Genomic DNA, 14,157 nt, shown 5'->3' on the forward strand with positions numbered 1-14,157 from the left:
GATTGCGGTAAGTTTTAACGATCCAATCGGGTACGTAGCTCAATTGGCAGAGTGACGGGCTGTGACCCCGGAGGTTGGGGGTTCGAATCCCCTCGTACCCACCATTTTCAACATAAAAGGGACTGATTTGATTCAGCCCCTTTTTCATTTTATTAAAATGATTTTGCCTGCTTACTATAGGTGGGGTATAATCTAGGCGTGCAAATATGGAATATGATTTAATAGTTATTGGCGGAGGACCGGCTGGTATGATGGCGGCCGGGCGGGCGGCGGAGTGCGGCGCCCGTGTTTTGTTGCTCGAAAAAAACGACAAGTTGGGATTGAAACTTTTGATTACCGGCAAAGGTCGTTGTAATATCACCAATGCCGAATCAGAACAACGAAATATTGTGGAAAGATTTGGCCCCAAGGGAAAATTCTTATTTTCCTCTATGAGTCGCTTTGGTCCAGCTGAAGTGATCGATTTTTTTACCAGCCGGGGGGTACCGACCAAAACCGAACGCGGTCAGCGTGTTTTTCCGGTTAGTGATAGAGCTGACGATGTTTTGCGCGCCTTGGTAAAATATTTGAAAGAAAACAAGGTAGAGATTAAAACCAACGCGACGGTTAAATCAATTATTGTTAAAAATGGAGAAATCGAAAAAATAGTGTTGTTTGGCGGAAAAGAATTACGAGCGAAAAATTACGCCATTTGTACTGGTGGCAAATCTTATCCTTTGACTGGATCAAGCGGCGATGGCTACTTTTGGTTAGAAAAAATGGGTCACACTATTATTTTGCCGCGACCGGCTTTGGTGCCGGTAGTGGTTGCCGAGAGCTGGGTCAAAGATTTGGAGGGGCTTAGTTTGAAAAACGTTGAGATTGGTATTTATCAAAATAATAAAAAAGTTGATTCGCGTTTTGGCGAAGCGCTTTTTACCGATGACGGTATGTCGGGACCGATTATCCTCGACATGAGTAAAAAAATCGGCGAGCTTTTAACTATCGGTACGGTTGAACTGGCGGTTGATTTCAAACCGGCGTTAGATTTTTCTGAGCTGGATAAAAGGGTGCAAAAAGATTTTGAGCAGTCTAAGGGTAAAATGCTCAAAAACAGCCTTGATGACCTACTGCCCAAAACTTTGATTCCAGTGGTGATTCGATTTCTCGGTTTAGACCCGGAGAAAAAAGTAAACTCAATAGTTAAGGAAGAAAGAAAGACTTTGGTTCGTTTGCTGAAAAATTTTAGGCTAAAGGTAAAAAAAGTAGACGGTTTTGGCAAGGCGATTGTCACTGTCGGTGGCGTGGAGCTAAAAGAAATTGACCCCAAAACCATGAAATCAAAAATCGTCACAAATCTTTATCTGGCAGGTGAAATATTGGATCTAGATGGTCCGACTGGCGGATTTAATTTGCAAGTATGCTGGAGTACTGGTTTTGCGGTAGGAGAAAATTTTTCACGTTAATAAAAAAAGAAACATATTATGAATATTATTGAAGTAAAAGGATTGACGAAGAAATTTGACGACTTTATGGCGGTCGACAATATTTCTTTTGACGTGGCTAAAGGAGAGGTTTTCGCTTTTCTTGGTCCCAACGGCGCCGGCAAATCAACAACAATAAAAATGTTGACCACGCTTTTGACACCCACTAGCGGTGAAGTTTCGCTCGCCGGTCACGATACTGCTCGGGATCCAGCTGATGTTCGTCGATCGTTTGGCATCGTTTTTCAAGATCCGAGTTTGGACGACGAGCTGACAGCTTTGGAAAATATGGAGTTTCACGGCGTTCTTTATAGCGTGCCAAAAAAATTGCGACGCGAGCGCACTGAGCAATTGATGAAATACGTTGATTTGTGGGATCGTAAAGATAACTTGGTTAAAGAGTTCTCTGGCGGTATGAAACGACGTCTGGAAATTGCCAGGGGACTACTACATCATCCACAAGTGATTTTTTTGGACGAACCGACGCTCGGTCTTGATCCGCAGACGAGAAATTATATGTGGAACTATCTACAGGAGCTAAATAAAACCGAAGGTACGACTGTATTTTTTACTACTCACTATATGGAAGAAGCCGAACGTATCGCCCAGAGGATTGCGATTATCGATCATGGCAAGATTGTTGCTTCTGGTACTGCAGCGCAGCTCAAAGAATTAACCAAAAAAGATACGTTGGAAGATGCTTTTTTGGCGCTCACCGGTAAAGCAATCCGTGAAGACGAGGGGAGTGTTCAAATGGATAAAATGCGTCGAATGCATGCCATGCACGCTGGTGGGAGAAAATAATAATAAAAATATGAAAACTATTTACATATTGTGGTTAAGACAAATTAAACGTTATCTACGATCACGTTCGAGGATTGTCGGTTCGCTAGCGCAACCGCTACTTTTTTTAGTCTCGCTTGGTTATGGCTTTGGTCCGATTTTTCAGAAAGCGGGGCAGGGCAATTACATTAATTTTCTAGCGCCGGGAATTATCGGCATGAGTATTATTTTTACTGCCATATTTTCCGGGTTGGAAGTGATTTGGGATAGACAGTTCGGTTTTCTCAAAGAAACACTGGTTGCCCCAGTATTGCGTCTTAATATTATGATTGGTCGTACGCTAGGCGGTGCGACAGTAGCGACAATGCAAGGCGTTATCGTGTTTTTGATATCACTTATCGCTGGATTCCGTCCATACAGCTGGTCTTTTTTACCATTGGTGATCGTGGTGATGTTGCTGATCGCGTTACTTTTTACCGCCCTAGGAACACTGATTGCGTCTTTTCTTGATGACATGCAGGGATTTCAGTTGATTGTTAACTTCCTTGTCATGCCGTTATTTTTCCTTTCGGGCGCGCTTTTTCCTCTTCAAGGTTTGCCGACAGTTATAGTTACTATCGCTAGATTTGATCCATTGTCTTACGGTATTGATGCGCTGCGCGGATTTTTGATTAATAGCTCACATTTCGGGCTAGGAATAGACTTTTTGGTTTTAGGAGCGGTGACGGTTGTTTTGCTTTCACTTGGCGGTTATTTCTTTTCCAAGATTCAGATCTAGATATTTGAGCTAAAAAGAGTCAGTCTGTTTTTGAGTTGACTTCTTTTTGCTTGAGTTGATCAAAACGGTTTTTGGTGTTAAGCTGGTAGTACAACCTAATCAAGTGGGTCTAAGCAGGGGTATAAGAAAAATACCGTTGCCCCTTTTGAGTATACAGGGGATGGGGATAAAGAATTAGTATTTAGTATATTGTTATAGGGGATTGTTTTTGCGAACGAGAGGTATAAAATCCCTACATTCTATATACTACATACTACATACTATCTATATACTAATTTATGGAATTTAAATTAAAATCAAATTTTAAACCAAAAGGTGATCAGCCAAAAGCGATCAAGGAGTTAGTCGCCGGGTACGAAAAATACCCGCAGCAGACTTTGCTGGGCGTCACCGGTTCGGGCAAGACCTTTACTGTTGCCAATATGATAGCCAAGGTGGGTAAACCGACCTTAATTTTGTCGCACAACAAAACTTTGGCAGCGCAGCTGTACAACGAGTTTCGTGATTTTTTCCCAGAAAATAAGGTTTGTTACTTTGTTTCTTATTATGACTACTATCAGCCGGAGAGCTATTTGCCGATTACCGATACTTATATTGAAAAAGACGTTCAGATAAACGAGAAGATCGAGCAGCTGCGACTTGAAGCTACGGCCAGTCTAATGTCGCGCGACGACGTGATTGTTGTGGCGTCGGTTTCTTGTATTTACGGTCTCGGTCGGCCGGATAGTTTCAAGGCCAGCGCTTTTGAGCTTCGAGTTGGTCAAAAAATCACTCCACGCGAGCTGGTCGGGGAGCTGGTTAATATTCAATATGAAAATAGCGATTTGCGTTTACACTCGGGAACTTTTCGTTTGCGCGGTAGTATTGTCGAAGTAATCGCCGGATCGGCTTCGACGGTTTGGCGTTTCGAGTTTGACGAAAGCAGACTCGTTAAGATTACTGAGCTGAATCCAATTTCTTTCAAAAAAATAGGCGAGTTGTCTCGTGTCTGGATATTTCCGGCCCGACATTTCGTGGCCAATCCGGAAGAAGTGAAAAAAGCGATGGCCAGTATTCGCACCGAGCTAAAGGAACGCTTGCCGCAGCTTGGTCAGATTGAAGCCTACCGTTTGGAAAAAAGGACTAATTATGACCTAGAAATGATCGAGCAGTTTGGTCACTGCAAAGGAATAGAAAACTATTCTCGACATTTTGATGGGCGACTACCTGGTGAAAAGCCGTATACTTTGATCGATTATTTTGCTGCTAAAGGCGACTGGATGATGGTGATTGATGAAAGTCATGTGTCTTTACCACAGGTGCACGGTATGTATGCCGGCGACCGTGCGCGTAAGGCCAATCTAATTGATCACGGTTTTCGCTTGCCGTCGGCCTATGACAACCGGCCACTGACTTTTGAAGAATTTGAAAAATATCTCGGTCACGTGGTTTATACCACAGCAACGCCGGCAGATTATGAACGGCAGAATTCCGGTCAGATCGTCGAGCAGATTATTCGTCCGACCGGACTGATCGATCCAGAAATTATTATCAAACCGGCTGAAGGTCAGATTAAAGACGTCGAAAAAGAAATCCGTAAGGTGATTGATAGCGGTTATCGTGTTTTGGTCACCACTTTGACCAAGCGTTTAGCCGAAGACCTGACCAATTATTTGACAGAACAAAATATTAAGACCCGATATTTGCATAGCGAAATCGACACTCTGGAAAGAACCAAGATTTTGCACGATTTGCGTTTGGGTAAATTTGACGTGCTGGTTGGTATCAATCTTTTGCGTGAAGGACTGGATATCCCCGAAGTGGCGTTAGTAGCAATATTGGACGCAGACAAAGAAGGTTTTTTGCGCAACGCGCGTAGTTTGATTCAGACTATCGGTCGCGCAGCTCGTAACGTTGATGGCAAGGTAATAATGTACGCCGATATTGAGACTGGATCGATCAAAGAAGCGGTGAGTGAAACCAATCGTCGTCGTCAGATACAGAGGGAATATAATACCAAGCACGGCATTACGCCGCAGAGCATTAAGAAAGGAATCAGAGAAAGCGAAGAAGTTATTTTGCCAGAGTTAAAAGGTAAAGACCTTGATCGCGAGCAGATGATTGTTGAGCTGGAACTAGCGATGCAAGCGGCAGCGGAGGAATTAGACTTTGAGCGAGCAATAGAACTGAGGGAAAAGCTAAAAGGGCTTAAGGGGAAAAAGGAATAGAGTATAGAGTATAGAGTATAGAGTATAGAGGGGGGGGTTATTTGCTTTCAGTGCTGCGTAGAAGACCGGTTAGCAGTCTGCTGCAATCATCGGTCATAACAGATAACTTTTGATAAATATCGATTTTGAGATAACCAATGTCACTGGCGACTATCAGTTGAGCCTGAAGTTCTGTTAGCGATCCCTTGGAGATAGAATAAAATTGTGATTTCTCTGCCTTGGACCTTCGAGAAAAGCCTTCGGCGATGTTTGATACAACAGAGATTGCTGCGCGGCGTATTTGGTTGGTTAGACCATAAACTTCTTTTGATGGAAAAGACTCGGTTGTCTGATAGATTTCTTTAGCTAAGACTCTGGATTTTTGCCAGGCGATTAGATCGGTGAATGATTTTATTTTGTCTGTCATAATTTTAGCTTATTAATTAGGTAAAATATTAAATTGATTATAAAGTTATATTAAACGAAGAAAGATTAAAAAATCCTAAACTTTTTATTAAATATAGATAAAACGTGGATATCTATCCCGCTATACTCTATACTATATACTCTATTCTAACCCTATGAATCAATCCGAAAACATCCAGGTCCGCGGCGCGCGGGAACACAATCTAAAAAATATCGACGTTGATATACCGATAAATAAATTCACGGTGATTACCGGTTTATCAGGCTCGGGTAAATCGACGCTCGCTTTTGACACTATTTACGCCGAAGGTCAGCGCCGTTATGTAGAAAGTCTGTCGAGTTACGCCAGACAGTTTTTGGGCGTGATGGGTAAACCCGATGTCGACAGTATCAAGGGTTTGTCGCCGGCGATTTCTATCGAGCAAAAAAGCATTTCGCACAATCCGCGTTCGACTGTCGGCACGATTACTGAGATTTACGATTATTTGCGTTTACTTTATGCCCGTATTGGCGTACCGCATTGTCCGCTTTGTGGCAAAGAAATTTCGCCACAGGATCCGGAAAAAATCACCAAAAGTTTGTTAGCTGAGTTTACCGGACAAAAGGCGCAAATAATGGCGCCGGCGATTCGCGGTAAAAAGGGAAATCACGAGCAGGTTTTTATCGATCTCAATAAACAAGGTTATGTGCATGTTCGTGTTGACGGCAAGACCATGGAAGTTACTGATTTTTTTGGTCCGGGCAAAAAAGAATTGGTGCGTTACGCGGCACATAATATCGAAGTGATAGTTGATACGATCAAAGTTGAGCCGGCAGATAAAAGTCGTTTGCATCATGCAGTTGAGATTGCGCTCAAAATTGGCGGCGGACTGGCTATCGTGGCGTTAGAAAAGTCAGCTGCTGCTCATCATGTCAAAAAAAGTGCAATCACCGAAAAAATATATTCGCAGCATCTGGCCTGTCCGGATTGCGGTTTTAGTCTTGATAAACTGCAACCGCGCATGTTTTCTTTTAACTCACCATTTGGTGCTTGTCCGATTTGTCATGGTCTTGGCTTTATCCAAAAGTTCGATCAAGATTTGATTGTGCCAGATAAAACGCTCAGTATTTCTGATGGCGCTATCAAACCGCAAGGATTTTCCGCCCACGGATTCTTTTTGCAGATGATGGAAAAGCTAGGGCAAAAATATAAATTCAGTCTCGACGTGCCATTTGAAAAATTACCGCAAAAGGCGCTGGATATTATTTTTTACGGTACTAACGACAAGATTGATTGGCGGATTGATTCCAGCACCACTGATACTTATTGGGAGTGGACTGGTCGCTGGGAAGGTATTATCCCGCGTCTGGAAAGACTTTATAAACAAACCGAATCAGAATCTCGACGCCAGGAAATGGAAAGATTTATGTTTGAAAAACCGTGCGGCGCATGTTCCGGCGCTCGGCTCAAAGAAGAAAGCTTGGCCGTGACTATTGCTGGCAAAAATATTAGCGAGTTGACCAGCATGTCGATAAAAGAAGAGTTGGAGTTTATAAAAAAATTAAAATTAGATAAAACCGAAGTACAGATTTCCCACCAGCTACTCAAGGAAATTAACGATCGTCTCGGGTTTTTGGTTGATGTTGGTTTGGACTATTTAAATTTAGCCAGAAGGGGGAGTACGCTGTCCGGCGGTGAAGGCCAGCGCATTCGTCTAGCAACTCAGATTGGTTCCGAGCTCCGTGGCGTGACTTATATCCTCGACGAGCCGTCGATCGGTCTGCATCAACGCGACAATCAAAAGTTGATAAAAACGTTACAAAACATGCGTGATATTGGTAACTCTGTGATTGTTGTGGAGCACGACGAAGAGACGATCATGTCGGCCGATCACGTAGTGGATATTGGTCCGGGCGCCGGAGTGCATGGTGGTCATGTTGTTGCCGAAGGTACACCAAAACAAATTATTGCGAGTAAAAAATCTCTGACCGGAGCTTATTTGTCCGGCCGCAAAAAAATTAAAGTGCCAGCCAAACGTCGCCGACCGCACGGGTTTATTAGTATTGCTGGTGCTGAGCATAACAATCTGAAAAAAGTTAATGTCGATTTCCCGGTTGAAGTTTTTTGCTGTGTCACCGGCGTATCTGGTTCCGGCAAATCGAGCCTGGTTTCTGACACGCTTTATCCGTTACTTGCCAAAAAGCTTTACAATACCAAAATCGAAGTCGGCAAATATCGCGCGGTGGAAAATTTTGGTTATGTCGATAAGGTGATTATTATCGATCAATCGCCGATTGGTCGCACGCCGCGTAGTAATGCGGCTACTTACACCGGTGTTTTTACTTATATGCGTGATCTTTTTGCGCAGAGTAAAGAAGCCAAAACTCGCGGCTACGGTCCGGGACGGTTTAGTTTTAACGTCGAAGGCGGCCGCTGCGGTAACTGTGAGGGCGACGGCGTGATTAAAATCGAAATGCATTTTTTGCCTGATGTTTACGTGACTTGCGAACAATGCAAAGGTAGTCGTTACAACGAAGAAACGCTGCAAGTAAAATATAAAGACAAAAGCATTGCCGAGATTTTGGATATGACTGTGGAAGAAGCGCTTAAATTTTTTCAGCACATTCCGCGGATCGAGAGTAAACTGCAGACGCTTTTTGATGTTGGGCTTGGGTATATCAAACTTGGTCAATCAGCTACGACGCTATCTGGCGGCGAAGCGCAGCGCATCAAGCTCACCGCCGAGTTGTCAAAACGCGATACTGGGCGTACTCTTTACATATTGGATGAACCGACGACCGGGCTACATTTTGCTGATATCGAAAAGTTGCTCGAGGTGATAAATCGTTTGGTAGACAAGGGTAACAGTGTACTGGTGATCGAGCACAACCTCGACGTGATTAAATCCGCCGACTGGGTGATTGACCTTGGTCCTGAGGGCGGCGACCGTGGTGGGCAGATTATTGCCAAAGGTACACCGGAAGATATTGCCAAGGATAAAGATAGCTATACGGGGAGGTTTTTGAAAGAGGTGTTGTAAACAATTAATAATTACTAATTACGAATTAATAATAAAAAGGGTTGACAAAAAGGGGAAATAGGAGAAAGATAAGTATAATAAACGATAAATAATAAATAAGTATATGGCTGATGTTAAGTTAAATTTTCTCCTAGTTTGTGAGCAGGCATTGGTTGTTAACGAGGACAAGGGTGTAAAGGTCAGTGTTATTAATATTATAAATAGAATAACCGCGCCTAACTTGCCTGCTTTTTTTCCTAAATTTAGTGTAGTAACAAAAATAACCGGAGACAAAGGGGTATATGATCAAGAAATTAAGATAGTATCTCCTTTGGGGAAACCTTTGGCTGGAGCTAGTGGTAAATCTAAGATTGACGATGCTTTTGGTCATACGTTTGTAGCAGATTTTTCAAATGTTCCGCTTTCTGATTCTGGTAAATATAAAATTGAAGTATCAATAAAAAAAGACGATGAAGAGGCGTTTTCTGTTATTAGTGATAATAGTGAGAATAATTTTTTTACGTTAGACATAGTTCAATAAAATTATGCCTGGAGAGAATGAAAAAAATAGTAGAAAAGATGATAAGACCATTGTTCCGCAGCCTGTTAATAATGCCGCCGGTGGAGGGAATCAGACGGTCGGCGGCGTTGATGATGGAGCGAGTCGGACGGTCGTCGATGTTGTCGGTGGTAGCGAGCCAACAACCAAAGAGATTGATTATCGCGAGTGGTTTTTAAAGGATCTTAAATATAAGATTGATAGGCTGGATAACTCTATATCTACTATTGATAAATTGGAGGGCAGGGTGGAAAAAGCAGAAGTGAAGGTAGAAAAAATAACGGATAGATTAGAGGATAAAGTAGGGAAGATTGAGGTTAAGGTGGAAGAAGGATTAGGGGAGATTGAGAGAAGTATACAGGTCACAACTAAAGATGTGGGTGATAAAATGTATACTTTCTTTGTTGGCGGTCTTCTCGTTTTAGGGCTCATGGTGTTAGGTGTAATTTTAGAATTTTGGTTTTATAATGTTTCTGGACATAGCGAATTAGGTGATAAAATTAATAACGTTCAACGAGATGGCGCGGCGTTAGCAAATGGTTTAAAAGAAAAAATTTATTCGGATGACGGATTGAGTGGCTCGATTTATTTGTTGGATGATAAAGTTAATATTTTGAATAACAATGTTAATAATATTAATGGTAGAATAGACGATTTAAAATCGAAGAATCGATATCTGAAATAGTTTAGAAAAATTTAATCTTGGATGTTATAAGCTGGTAGGTGACTGCCAGTTTTTTAATTAGAGGAACACGCCCGGCACCCCTCCTTGTTCCTCCCCTTGGCAGGGGAGGAGACTAGACGGAGTCTGTCTTATAGTTCTCCCCCTGCCAAGGGGGAGACGGAGGGGGTGCCGGGCATGGAATCAAGCACCAAATATATTTTTATGGGTCAGTTATATAACCGCAAAAAATTTAAACATCTTCGCACCAAGCTACGTCGTAATTCCACCAAATCAGAAGATAGGTTGTGGCGAGAACTACGCGGAGAGCAGTTGGGTTACAAATTTCGGCGGCAATATGGAATAGAAAATTTTATAGTTGATTTTTATTGTCCCAAATTAAATTTAGTTATTGAAGTCGACGGCATATCGCATGACAGCGAAGAGGCACAAATAAAAGACGCTAGGCGCGAAGAGTATTTACGCAGCAGGGGGATTAAGGTTTTGCGCTACACCTCTAGCGAGGTTTTTAAAAATATTGAAAGCGTGACAAACGACATAATGGAAAATTGCGGTAAGCCGTATGTTTGACACAAAGACCCTTTCGCGGTTTAATTGAGCTAAAGAAAATATGAAAAACATTGTCATCGTTGCTATCGGTAAAATCAAAGAAGCGTCTTATCGTGATCTATGTGCGGAATATGTGAAACGATTGCGGCCTTACGTTAAGGTTGAAATAGCGGAAATAAAACCCGAGCCTTTTGGTGCTGGTGATAAGCAGCGAGCAAAAAGCAGAGAAGGTGACAGGTTGCTAGACTTCCTAGCCAAATACGAAAGCGCGCAAGTTTATTTGCTTGATGAACACGGTAAAGAATTCACTTCGGTTGATTTTGCCAAATTTTTGGACAAGAAAAATGAGACGTTAATTTTGGTTATTGGCGGAACACTGGGTTTTGCGCCGGAAGTTTCAAACAAATATAAAAACAAGATTGCTTTGTCACAGTTTACCCTACTGCACGAACTAACGCGCGTCGTGCTGCTAGAACAGATTTACCGCGCGGTAACGATAATTAAAGGTAAGGAATACCATTATTAGTTGAAAGTCTGAAAGTTATAAAGTTGAAAGTTTTGGTATTTAACTTTACAACTTTCTACTTTTGGTTGTTCTAACAACCAATCCCGCCTGGGCGGGATGCCGGCAAAGCCGGCACTTTATAACTATTTATGAAAATAGCTGAATTAAAACAAGTCCTGTCTGATCAACCGAAATACCGCTTAGTCCAAGTCTATCAGGCGATTTTTGTTGACCTGATTGACGACTGGTCAAAGGTGACGGCGTTACCCAAAGATTTGCGGGAGAAACTCGCGGCAAACTGTCCGCTCGATATTAACGCGCAAAAATTTATTTCTCGTGATGGTACGGTTAAGGCACTCTTTACTCTGGAAGATGATAAGAAAATCGAAGGCGTCTTGATGCGCAGTCGCGACGAGCGTAACACTGTTTGTGTTTCTTCACAGGTTGGCTGTCCGCTCGGGTGCCTATTTTGTGCTACCGGACAAATGGGTTTTCAGCGCAACTTAACTGTCGATGAAATAGTCGAACAAGTTTTATTTTTTGCTCGAGAAGTAAAAAGGGAAGACAGCAAAATCACCAACATTGTTTTTATGGGCATGGGTGAACCGTTTTTGAATTATGACAATGTTTTGTCGGCGATTCGGTTTCTCAACGACAAGGAAACAATGAATGTTGGCGCTCGGCGTTTTTCCATATCAACTATCGGTATTATCGACGGTATCAAAAGACTGGCCAAAGAAAGAATGGAAATCAATCTGGCGATTTCTCTCCATGCGCCAAACGATTCGCTTCGCGATCAACTGATGCCGATTAACAAAAAATACTCGATCAAAAAAGTTATTTCCGCGGTTGACGATTATATCAAAATTACCAACCGTCAAGTGATGTTTGAATATTTGTTGATCAAAAATATTAACGACCACCCGGAGTTAGCTAGTGAACTAGGGGTGTTGATGAAAAAACCACTCTACGTCGTTAACTTGATTTCGTACAATCCAACCGGCAAGTTTTCCGCTACGGAAAAAGAGGGTCAGGATAAATTTAAAAAAGTTTTGGAAGAAGCCGGAGTCAAAGTCACCTTGCGTCACAGTTTTGGTAAAGATATTGCCGCGGCCTGTGGTCAACTGGCAATAAAATAAAAAGTGATGCCGAAGGCATCATCCTGAGTCCCGCATCGCGGGACGAAGGATCAATAAAGTTGAAAGTTACAAAATGAAAAACCATGCCAAAGTGGGAAATCGGGCGGGAAGACCGGCGTACAGAACACCGGCGACTTTTCGGTTGAGAAAGTCTATTCAAAATTTATCAGTAAAAAGTAAAAATAATTACCAAAAATATGGAAATGATCGATAAAAATTATACCTACGCTATTGTCGGTGCGTCAGCTAATATCGAAAAATACGGTCACAAAGTTTTGATCGATTTGCATACGGCTGGCTATAAAGTAATCCCGATTAATCCAAAAGGCGGTGAGATAGAAGGACTGCAGGTTTACCCGAGTCTTTCGGCAGTGAAAGAAAAAATTGATGTCGCAATTTTTGTCGTGCCACCGACGGTGACTAGCGAAGTTTTGATTGAAGTCAAAAATCTAGGAATAGATAAGGTTTGGATGCAGCCGGGTAGCGAGAGCGCCGAAGCAATAGAATTTTGTAAAAATAATAATATAAATTGCGTCCACGATGCTTGTATCATGGTGGCGCGCCAAAACTAATATGAAACCAAACTATCTTATCATCCCGCTGTTTACCATCATCGTTGCTTGGGCGGGGAGCGCTGTCACTTCGAACGGAATGAGTTGGTACAAAACTATCAATTTACCTAGCTGGACGCCACCAGGATCGGTGATTGGAGCAGTCTGGACAGCGATTTTCCTTTTGGCGACAATTGCAGCGATACTGGTTTGGAACGGTCATCACGGCTCAAGAGTGTGGCTTATTTTTTCTATATTTGTTATCAACGCGATACTAAATATTTTTTGGAGTTATTTATTTTTTGGTCAACATTTTTTGGCGGCAGCAATCTGGGAGGCAGGAGTTTTGGGCTTATCGGTGGTGGCTTTGATTGTTTTGATTTGGCCGCTAACTAAAGCTGCGTCGATACTGCTTATGCCATACGCTGGTTGGGTGGCTTTTGCTACTTATTTAACGTACAAGGTTTGGTTGTTGAACAAATAAAATTTATGCGCGTTTGGGATATAAGTCCAAAATATCTTTGTAATAAACATTTGGTTGCCGAACATCACGAGCTGCACGCGATTTGGGCGATAATAACGAAAAATAAAAAAGGCTACAGTCAGCATCCGGAAACCAAGCGCTGGGTAGGAAAGCTGAAGGCCCTGTATTTGCGTCATGAAAAATTGGTCAAAGAGTTTGCTTCGCGTGGCTATCGCCATCTGTCGCCGCTTGATAAAAAGTTAGCCAGAGGTAGTGCTAGACAAAACGTTTTAGTCGATTCTCTGGAAAGGCAAAGGGAAATATTAAAAAAGAAAAATTGTCAGTGTTTTAAATAAAACTTTTTGGATAAAAATAGCCCCGCCTGAAAAAAGCGGGGCTTTGTTGTTACAGTTTTATCGGACAGATGCTTTTTGGTATGGTGACTAAAAAAGTTTCTTCATCTCCACACTGAGATGCTACCGCGGGATAGATCGAAACAATCTGCAAATCAGGATGTTTCTGGATAAAGTTTGGCAACGATTTTTTCCAGGCATCCTTGTTGATGCAGGCCCCGGCTTTGATTAACCAGAGACCCGGCGCTACCTCGACGCCTTCGTTTATTTGATCCTGGTTTTTGCCAGAACTGCTGCGTGGTAAGCAGCAGACAATCATAACCAGAGCGATGGCGATAACGAAACCAATCAGAATGCCAACTTTCACTTTTTTGTTCATCGTTTTTTCTCTTTACTGTTGTAGCGGTTGGCAGACACACTTGGGCGCTGTGACTAAAAACATTCCCAAGGCGTTGCCGTAGCCATTTTCAGCCGATGAATACATGGCAGTAATTTGCAGATCGGCATGTTTTTGCATGAAATTGAGAAGCAATTCCTGCCAGACGTTACTGTCGAGTCCGACTATAATATCGATGCGCCAGAGTCCCATGCCCAGATAAACGGCCTCAACTACTTCGGGCGGGTTTTTGTCAGCGCTGTCGTGTGGTGAGCAGCAAATGATCATGACCAGAGCGATAGCAAGACCGACTAGTACGCCAGATTTGAATTTGTTATCCATCTC

The 14,157-nt window shown here is 42.5% G+C and carries 16 protein-coding genes and 1 tRNA gene; 14 read left to right on the plus strand and 3 right to left on the minus strand.

The annotated features are described in order from the left end of the window. Positions 1–28: 28 nt before the first annotated feature. From WC310_01205 to uvrB, 5 genes are all read left to right on the plus strand, one after another. Positions 29–104 (plus strand) — tRNA-His (locus WC310_01205). A 102-nt stretch (positions 105–206) separates the two neighbouring features. Continuing rightward, entirely contained in the window at positions 207–1,445 is a 1,239-nt protein-coding gene (locus WC310_01210) for an NAD(P)/FAD-dependent oxidoreductase (GenBank protein MFA5358421.1), read from the plus strand. A gap of 18 nt (positions 1,446–1,463) precedes the next feature. Then, positions 1,464–2,267: an ATP-binding cassette domain-containing protein gene (locus WC310_01215; protein ID MFA5358422.1), complete on the plus strand. Its 804-nt coding sequence runs from the start codon at positions 1,464–1,466 to the stop codon at positions 2,265–2,267. A gap of 10 nt (positions 2,268–2,277) precedes the next feature. Further along, complete coding sequence (locus WC310_01220) at positions 2,278–3,024, plus strand: ABC transporter permease (protein MFA5358423.1); 747 nt, start codon at positions 2,278–2,280, stop codon at positions 3,022–3,024. A 278-nt stretch (positions 3,025–3,302) separates the two neighbouring features. After that, positions 3,303–5,231 (plus strand): excinuclease ABC subunit UvrB, encoded by a 1,929-nt coding sequence (gene uvrB / locus WC310_01225; protein MFA5358424.1) that lies wholly within the window; start codon positions 3,303–3,305, stop codon positions 5,229–5,231. Between the two features lie 37 nt (positions 5,232–5,268). On the opposite strand, the gene WC310_01230 is transcribed toward uvrB, so the two are convergent. Then, a complete protein-coding gene (locus tag WC310_01230) occupies positions 5,269–5,637 on the minus strand; it encodes a four helix bundle protein (protein ID MFA5358425.1) in 369 nt (122 codons plus the stop codon). Between the two features lie 154 nt (positions 5,638–5,791). Here WC310_01230 and uvrA point away from each other — a divergent pair, with 154 nt between their 5' ends. The 9 genes from uvrA to WC310_01275 all read left to right on the plus strand — a co-directional run bounded on the left by uvrA (position 5,792) and on the right by WC310_01275 (position 13,439). After that, positions 5,792–8,656 carry an excinuclease ABC subunit UvrA gene (gene uvrA, locus WC310_01235; protein ID MFA5358426.1) on the plus strand — a complete coding sequence of 955 codons (2,865 nt, stop codon included), beginning with the start codon at positions 5,792–5,794 and terminating at the stop codon, positions 8,654–8,656. A 103-nt stretch (positions 8,657–8,759) separates the two neighbouring features. Continuing rightward, complete coding sequence (locus WC310_01240; GenBank protein MFA5358427.1) at positions 8,760–9,176, plus strand: hypothetical protein; 417 nt, start codon at positions 8,760–8,762, stop codon at positions 9,174–9,176. Between the two features lie 4 nt (positions 9,177–9,180). Continuing rightward, a complete protein-coding gene (locus WC310_01245; protein MFA5358428.1) occupies positions 9,181–9,879 on the plus strand; it encodes a hypothetical protein in 699 nt (232 codons plus the stop codon). 201 nt (positions 9,880–10,080) lie between these two features. Beyond that, entirely contained in the window at positions 10,081–10,446 is a 366-nt protein-coding gene (locus WC310_01250; protein MFA5358429.1) for an endonuclease domain-containing protein, read from the plus strand. A 40-nt stretch (positions 10,447–10,486) separates the two neighbouring features. Next, complete coding sequence (locus WC310_01255) at positions 10,487–10,951, plus strand: 23S rRNA (pseudouridine(1915)-N(3))-methyltransferase RlmH (GenBank protein MFA5358430.1); 465 nt, start codon at positions 10,487–10,489, stop codon at positions 10,949–10,951. 128 nt (positions 10,952–11,079) lie between these two features. Then, the gene (rlmN, locus tag WC310_01260) at positions 11,080–12,069 is read left to right on the plus strand and encodes a 23S rRNA (adenine(2503)-C(2))-methyltransferase RlmN (protein ID MFA5358431.1); all 990 of its coding nucleotides are present in this window, start codon (positions 11,080–11,082) and stop codon (positions 12,067–12,069) included. Positions 12,070–12,266: 197 nt separating this feature from the next. After that, a complete protein-coding gene (locus WC310_01265; GenBank protein MFA5358432.1) occupies positions 12,267–12,641 on the plus strand; it encodes a CoA-binding protein in 375 nt (124 codons plus the stop codon). A 1-nt stretch (position 12,642) separates the two neighbouring features. Next, complete coding sequence (locus WC310_01270; GenBank protein ID MFA5358433.1) at positions 12,643–13,104, plus strand: TspO/MBR family protein; 462 nt, start codon at positions 12,643–12,645, stop codon at positions 13,102–13,104. 5 nt (positions 13,105–13,109) lie between these two features. Further along, positions 13,110–13,439 carry a pyrimidine dimer DNA glycosylase/endonuclease V gene (locus WC310_01275; GenBank protein ID MFA5358434.1) on the plus strand — a complete coding sequence of 110 codons (330 nt, stop codon included), beginning with the start codon at positions 13,110–13,112 and terminating at the stop codon, positions 13,437–13,439. Between the two features lie 49 nt (positions 13,440–13,488). Here the strand turns inward: WC310_01275 and WC310_01280 are convergent, their stop codons facing one another. Then, entirely contained in the window at positions 13,489–13,815 is a 327-nt protein-coding gene (locus WC310_01280) for a hypothetical protein (GenBank protein ID MFA5358435.1), read from the minus strand. Between the two features lie 12 nt (positions 13,816–13,827). Continuing rightward, positions 13,828–14,154 carry a hypothetical protein gene (locus WC310_01285; protein ID MFA5358436.1) on the minus strand — a complete coding sequence of 109 codons (327 nt, stop codon included), beginning with the start codon at positions 14,152–14,154 and terminating at the stop codon, positions 13,828–13,830. Positions 14,155–14,157 lie beyond the last annotated feature (3 nt).

The organism is Patescibacteria group bacterium (genome assembly GCA_041653535.1).
Classification (GTDB): Bacteria; Patescibacteriota; Patescibacteriia; order JACRDY01; family JACRDY01; genus JBAZFH01.

Bases quoted from the DNA above. Each gene is read 5' to 3' on its own strand.
- WC310_01265 (MFA5358432.1), top strand. From the start codon at position 12,267: ATGGAAATGATCGATAAAAATTATACCTACGCTATTGTCGGTGCGTCA.
- WC310_01210 (MFA5358421.1), top strand. From the start codon at position 207: ATGGAATATGATTTAATAGTTATTGGCGGAGGACCGGCTGGTATGATG.
- WC310_01230 (MFA5358425.1), bottom strand. From the start codon at position 5,637: ATGACAGACAAAATAAAATCATTCACCGATCTAATCGCCTGGCAAAAA.
- WC310_01255 (MFA5358430.1), top strand. From the start codon at position 10,487: ATGAAAAACATTGTCATCGTTGCTATCGGTAAAATCAAAGAAGCGTCT.
- WC310_01240 (MFA5358427.1), top strand. From the start codon at position 8,760: ATGGCTGATGTTAAGTTAAATTTTCTCCTAGTTTGTGAGCAGGCATTG.
- WC310_01285 (MFA5358436.1), bottom strand. From the start codon at position 14,154: ATGGATAACAAATTCAAATCTGGCGTACTAGTCGGTCTTGCTATCGCT.
- WC310_01250 (MFA5358429.1), top strand. From the start codon at position 10,081: ATGGGTCAGTTATATAACCGCAAAAAATTTAAACATCTTCGCACCAAG.
- uvrB (MFA5358424.1), top strand. From the start codon at position 3,303: ATGGAATTTAAATTAAAATCAAATTTTAAACCAAAAGGTGATCAGCCA.
- WC310_01275 (MFA5358434.1), top strand. From the start codon at position 13,110: ATGCGCGTTTGGGATATAAGTCCAAAATATCTTTGTAATAAACATTTG.
- WC310_01245 (MFA5358428.1), top strand. From the start codon at position 9,181: ATGCCTGGAGAGAATGAAAAAAATAGTAGAAAAGATGATAAGACCATT.
- WC310_01280 (MFA5358435.1), bottom strand. From the start codon at position 13,815: ATGAACAAAAAAGTGAAAGTTGGCATTCTGATTGGTTTCGTTATCGCC.
- WC310_01215 (MFA5358422.1), top strand. From the start codon at position 1,464: ATGAATATTATTGAAGTAAAAGGATTGACGAAGAAATTTGACGACTTT.
- WC310_01270 (MFA5358433.1), top strand. From the start codon at position 12,643: ATGAAACCAAACTATCTTATCATCCCGCTGTTTACCATCATCGTTGCT.
- uvrA (MFA5358426.1), top strand. From the start codon at position 5,792: ATGAATCAATCCGAAAACATCCAGGTCCGCGGCGCGCGGGAACACAAT.
- WC310_01220 (MFA5358423.1), top strand. From the start codon at position 2,278: ATGAAAACTATTTACATATTGTGGTTAAGACAAATTAAACGTTATCTA.
- rlmN (MFA5358431.1), top strand. From the start codon at position 11,080: ATGAAAATAGCTGAATTAAAACAAGTCCTGTCTGATCAACCGAAATAC.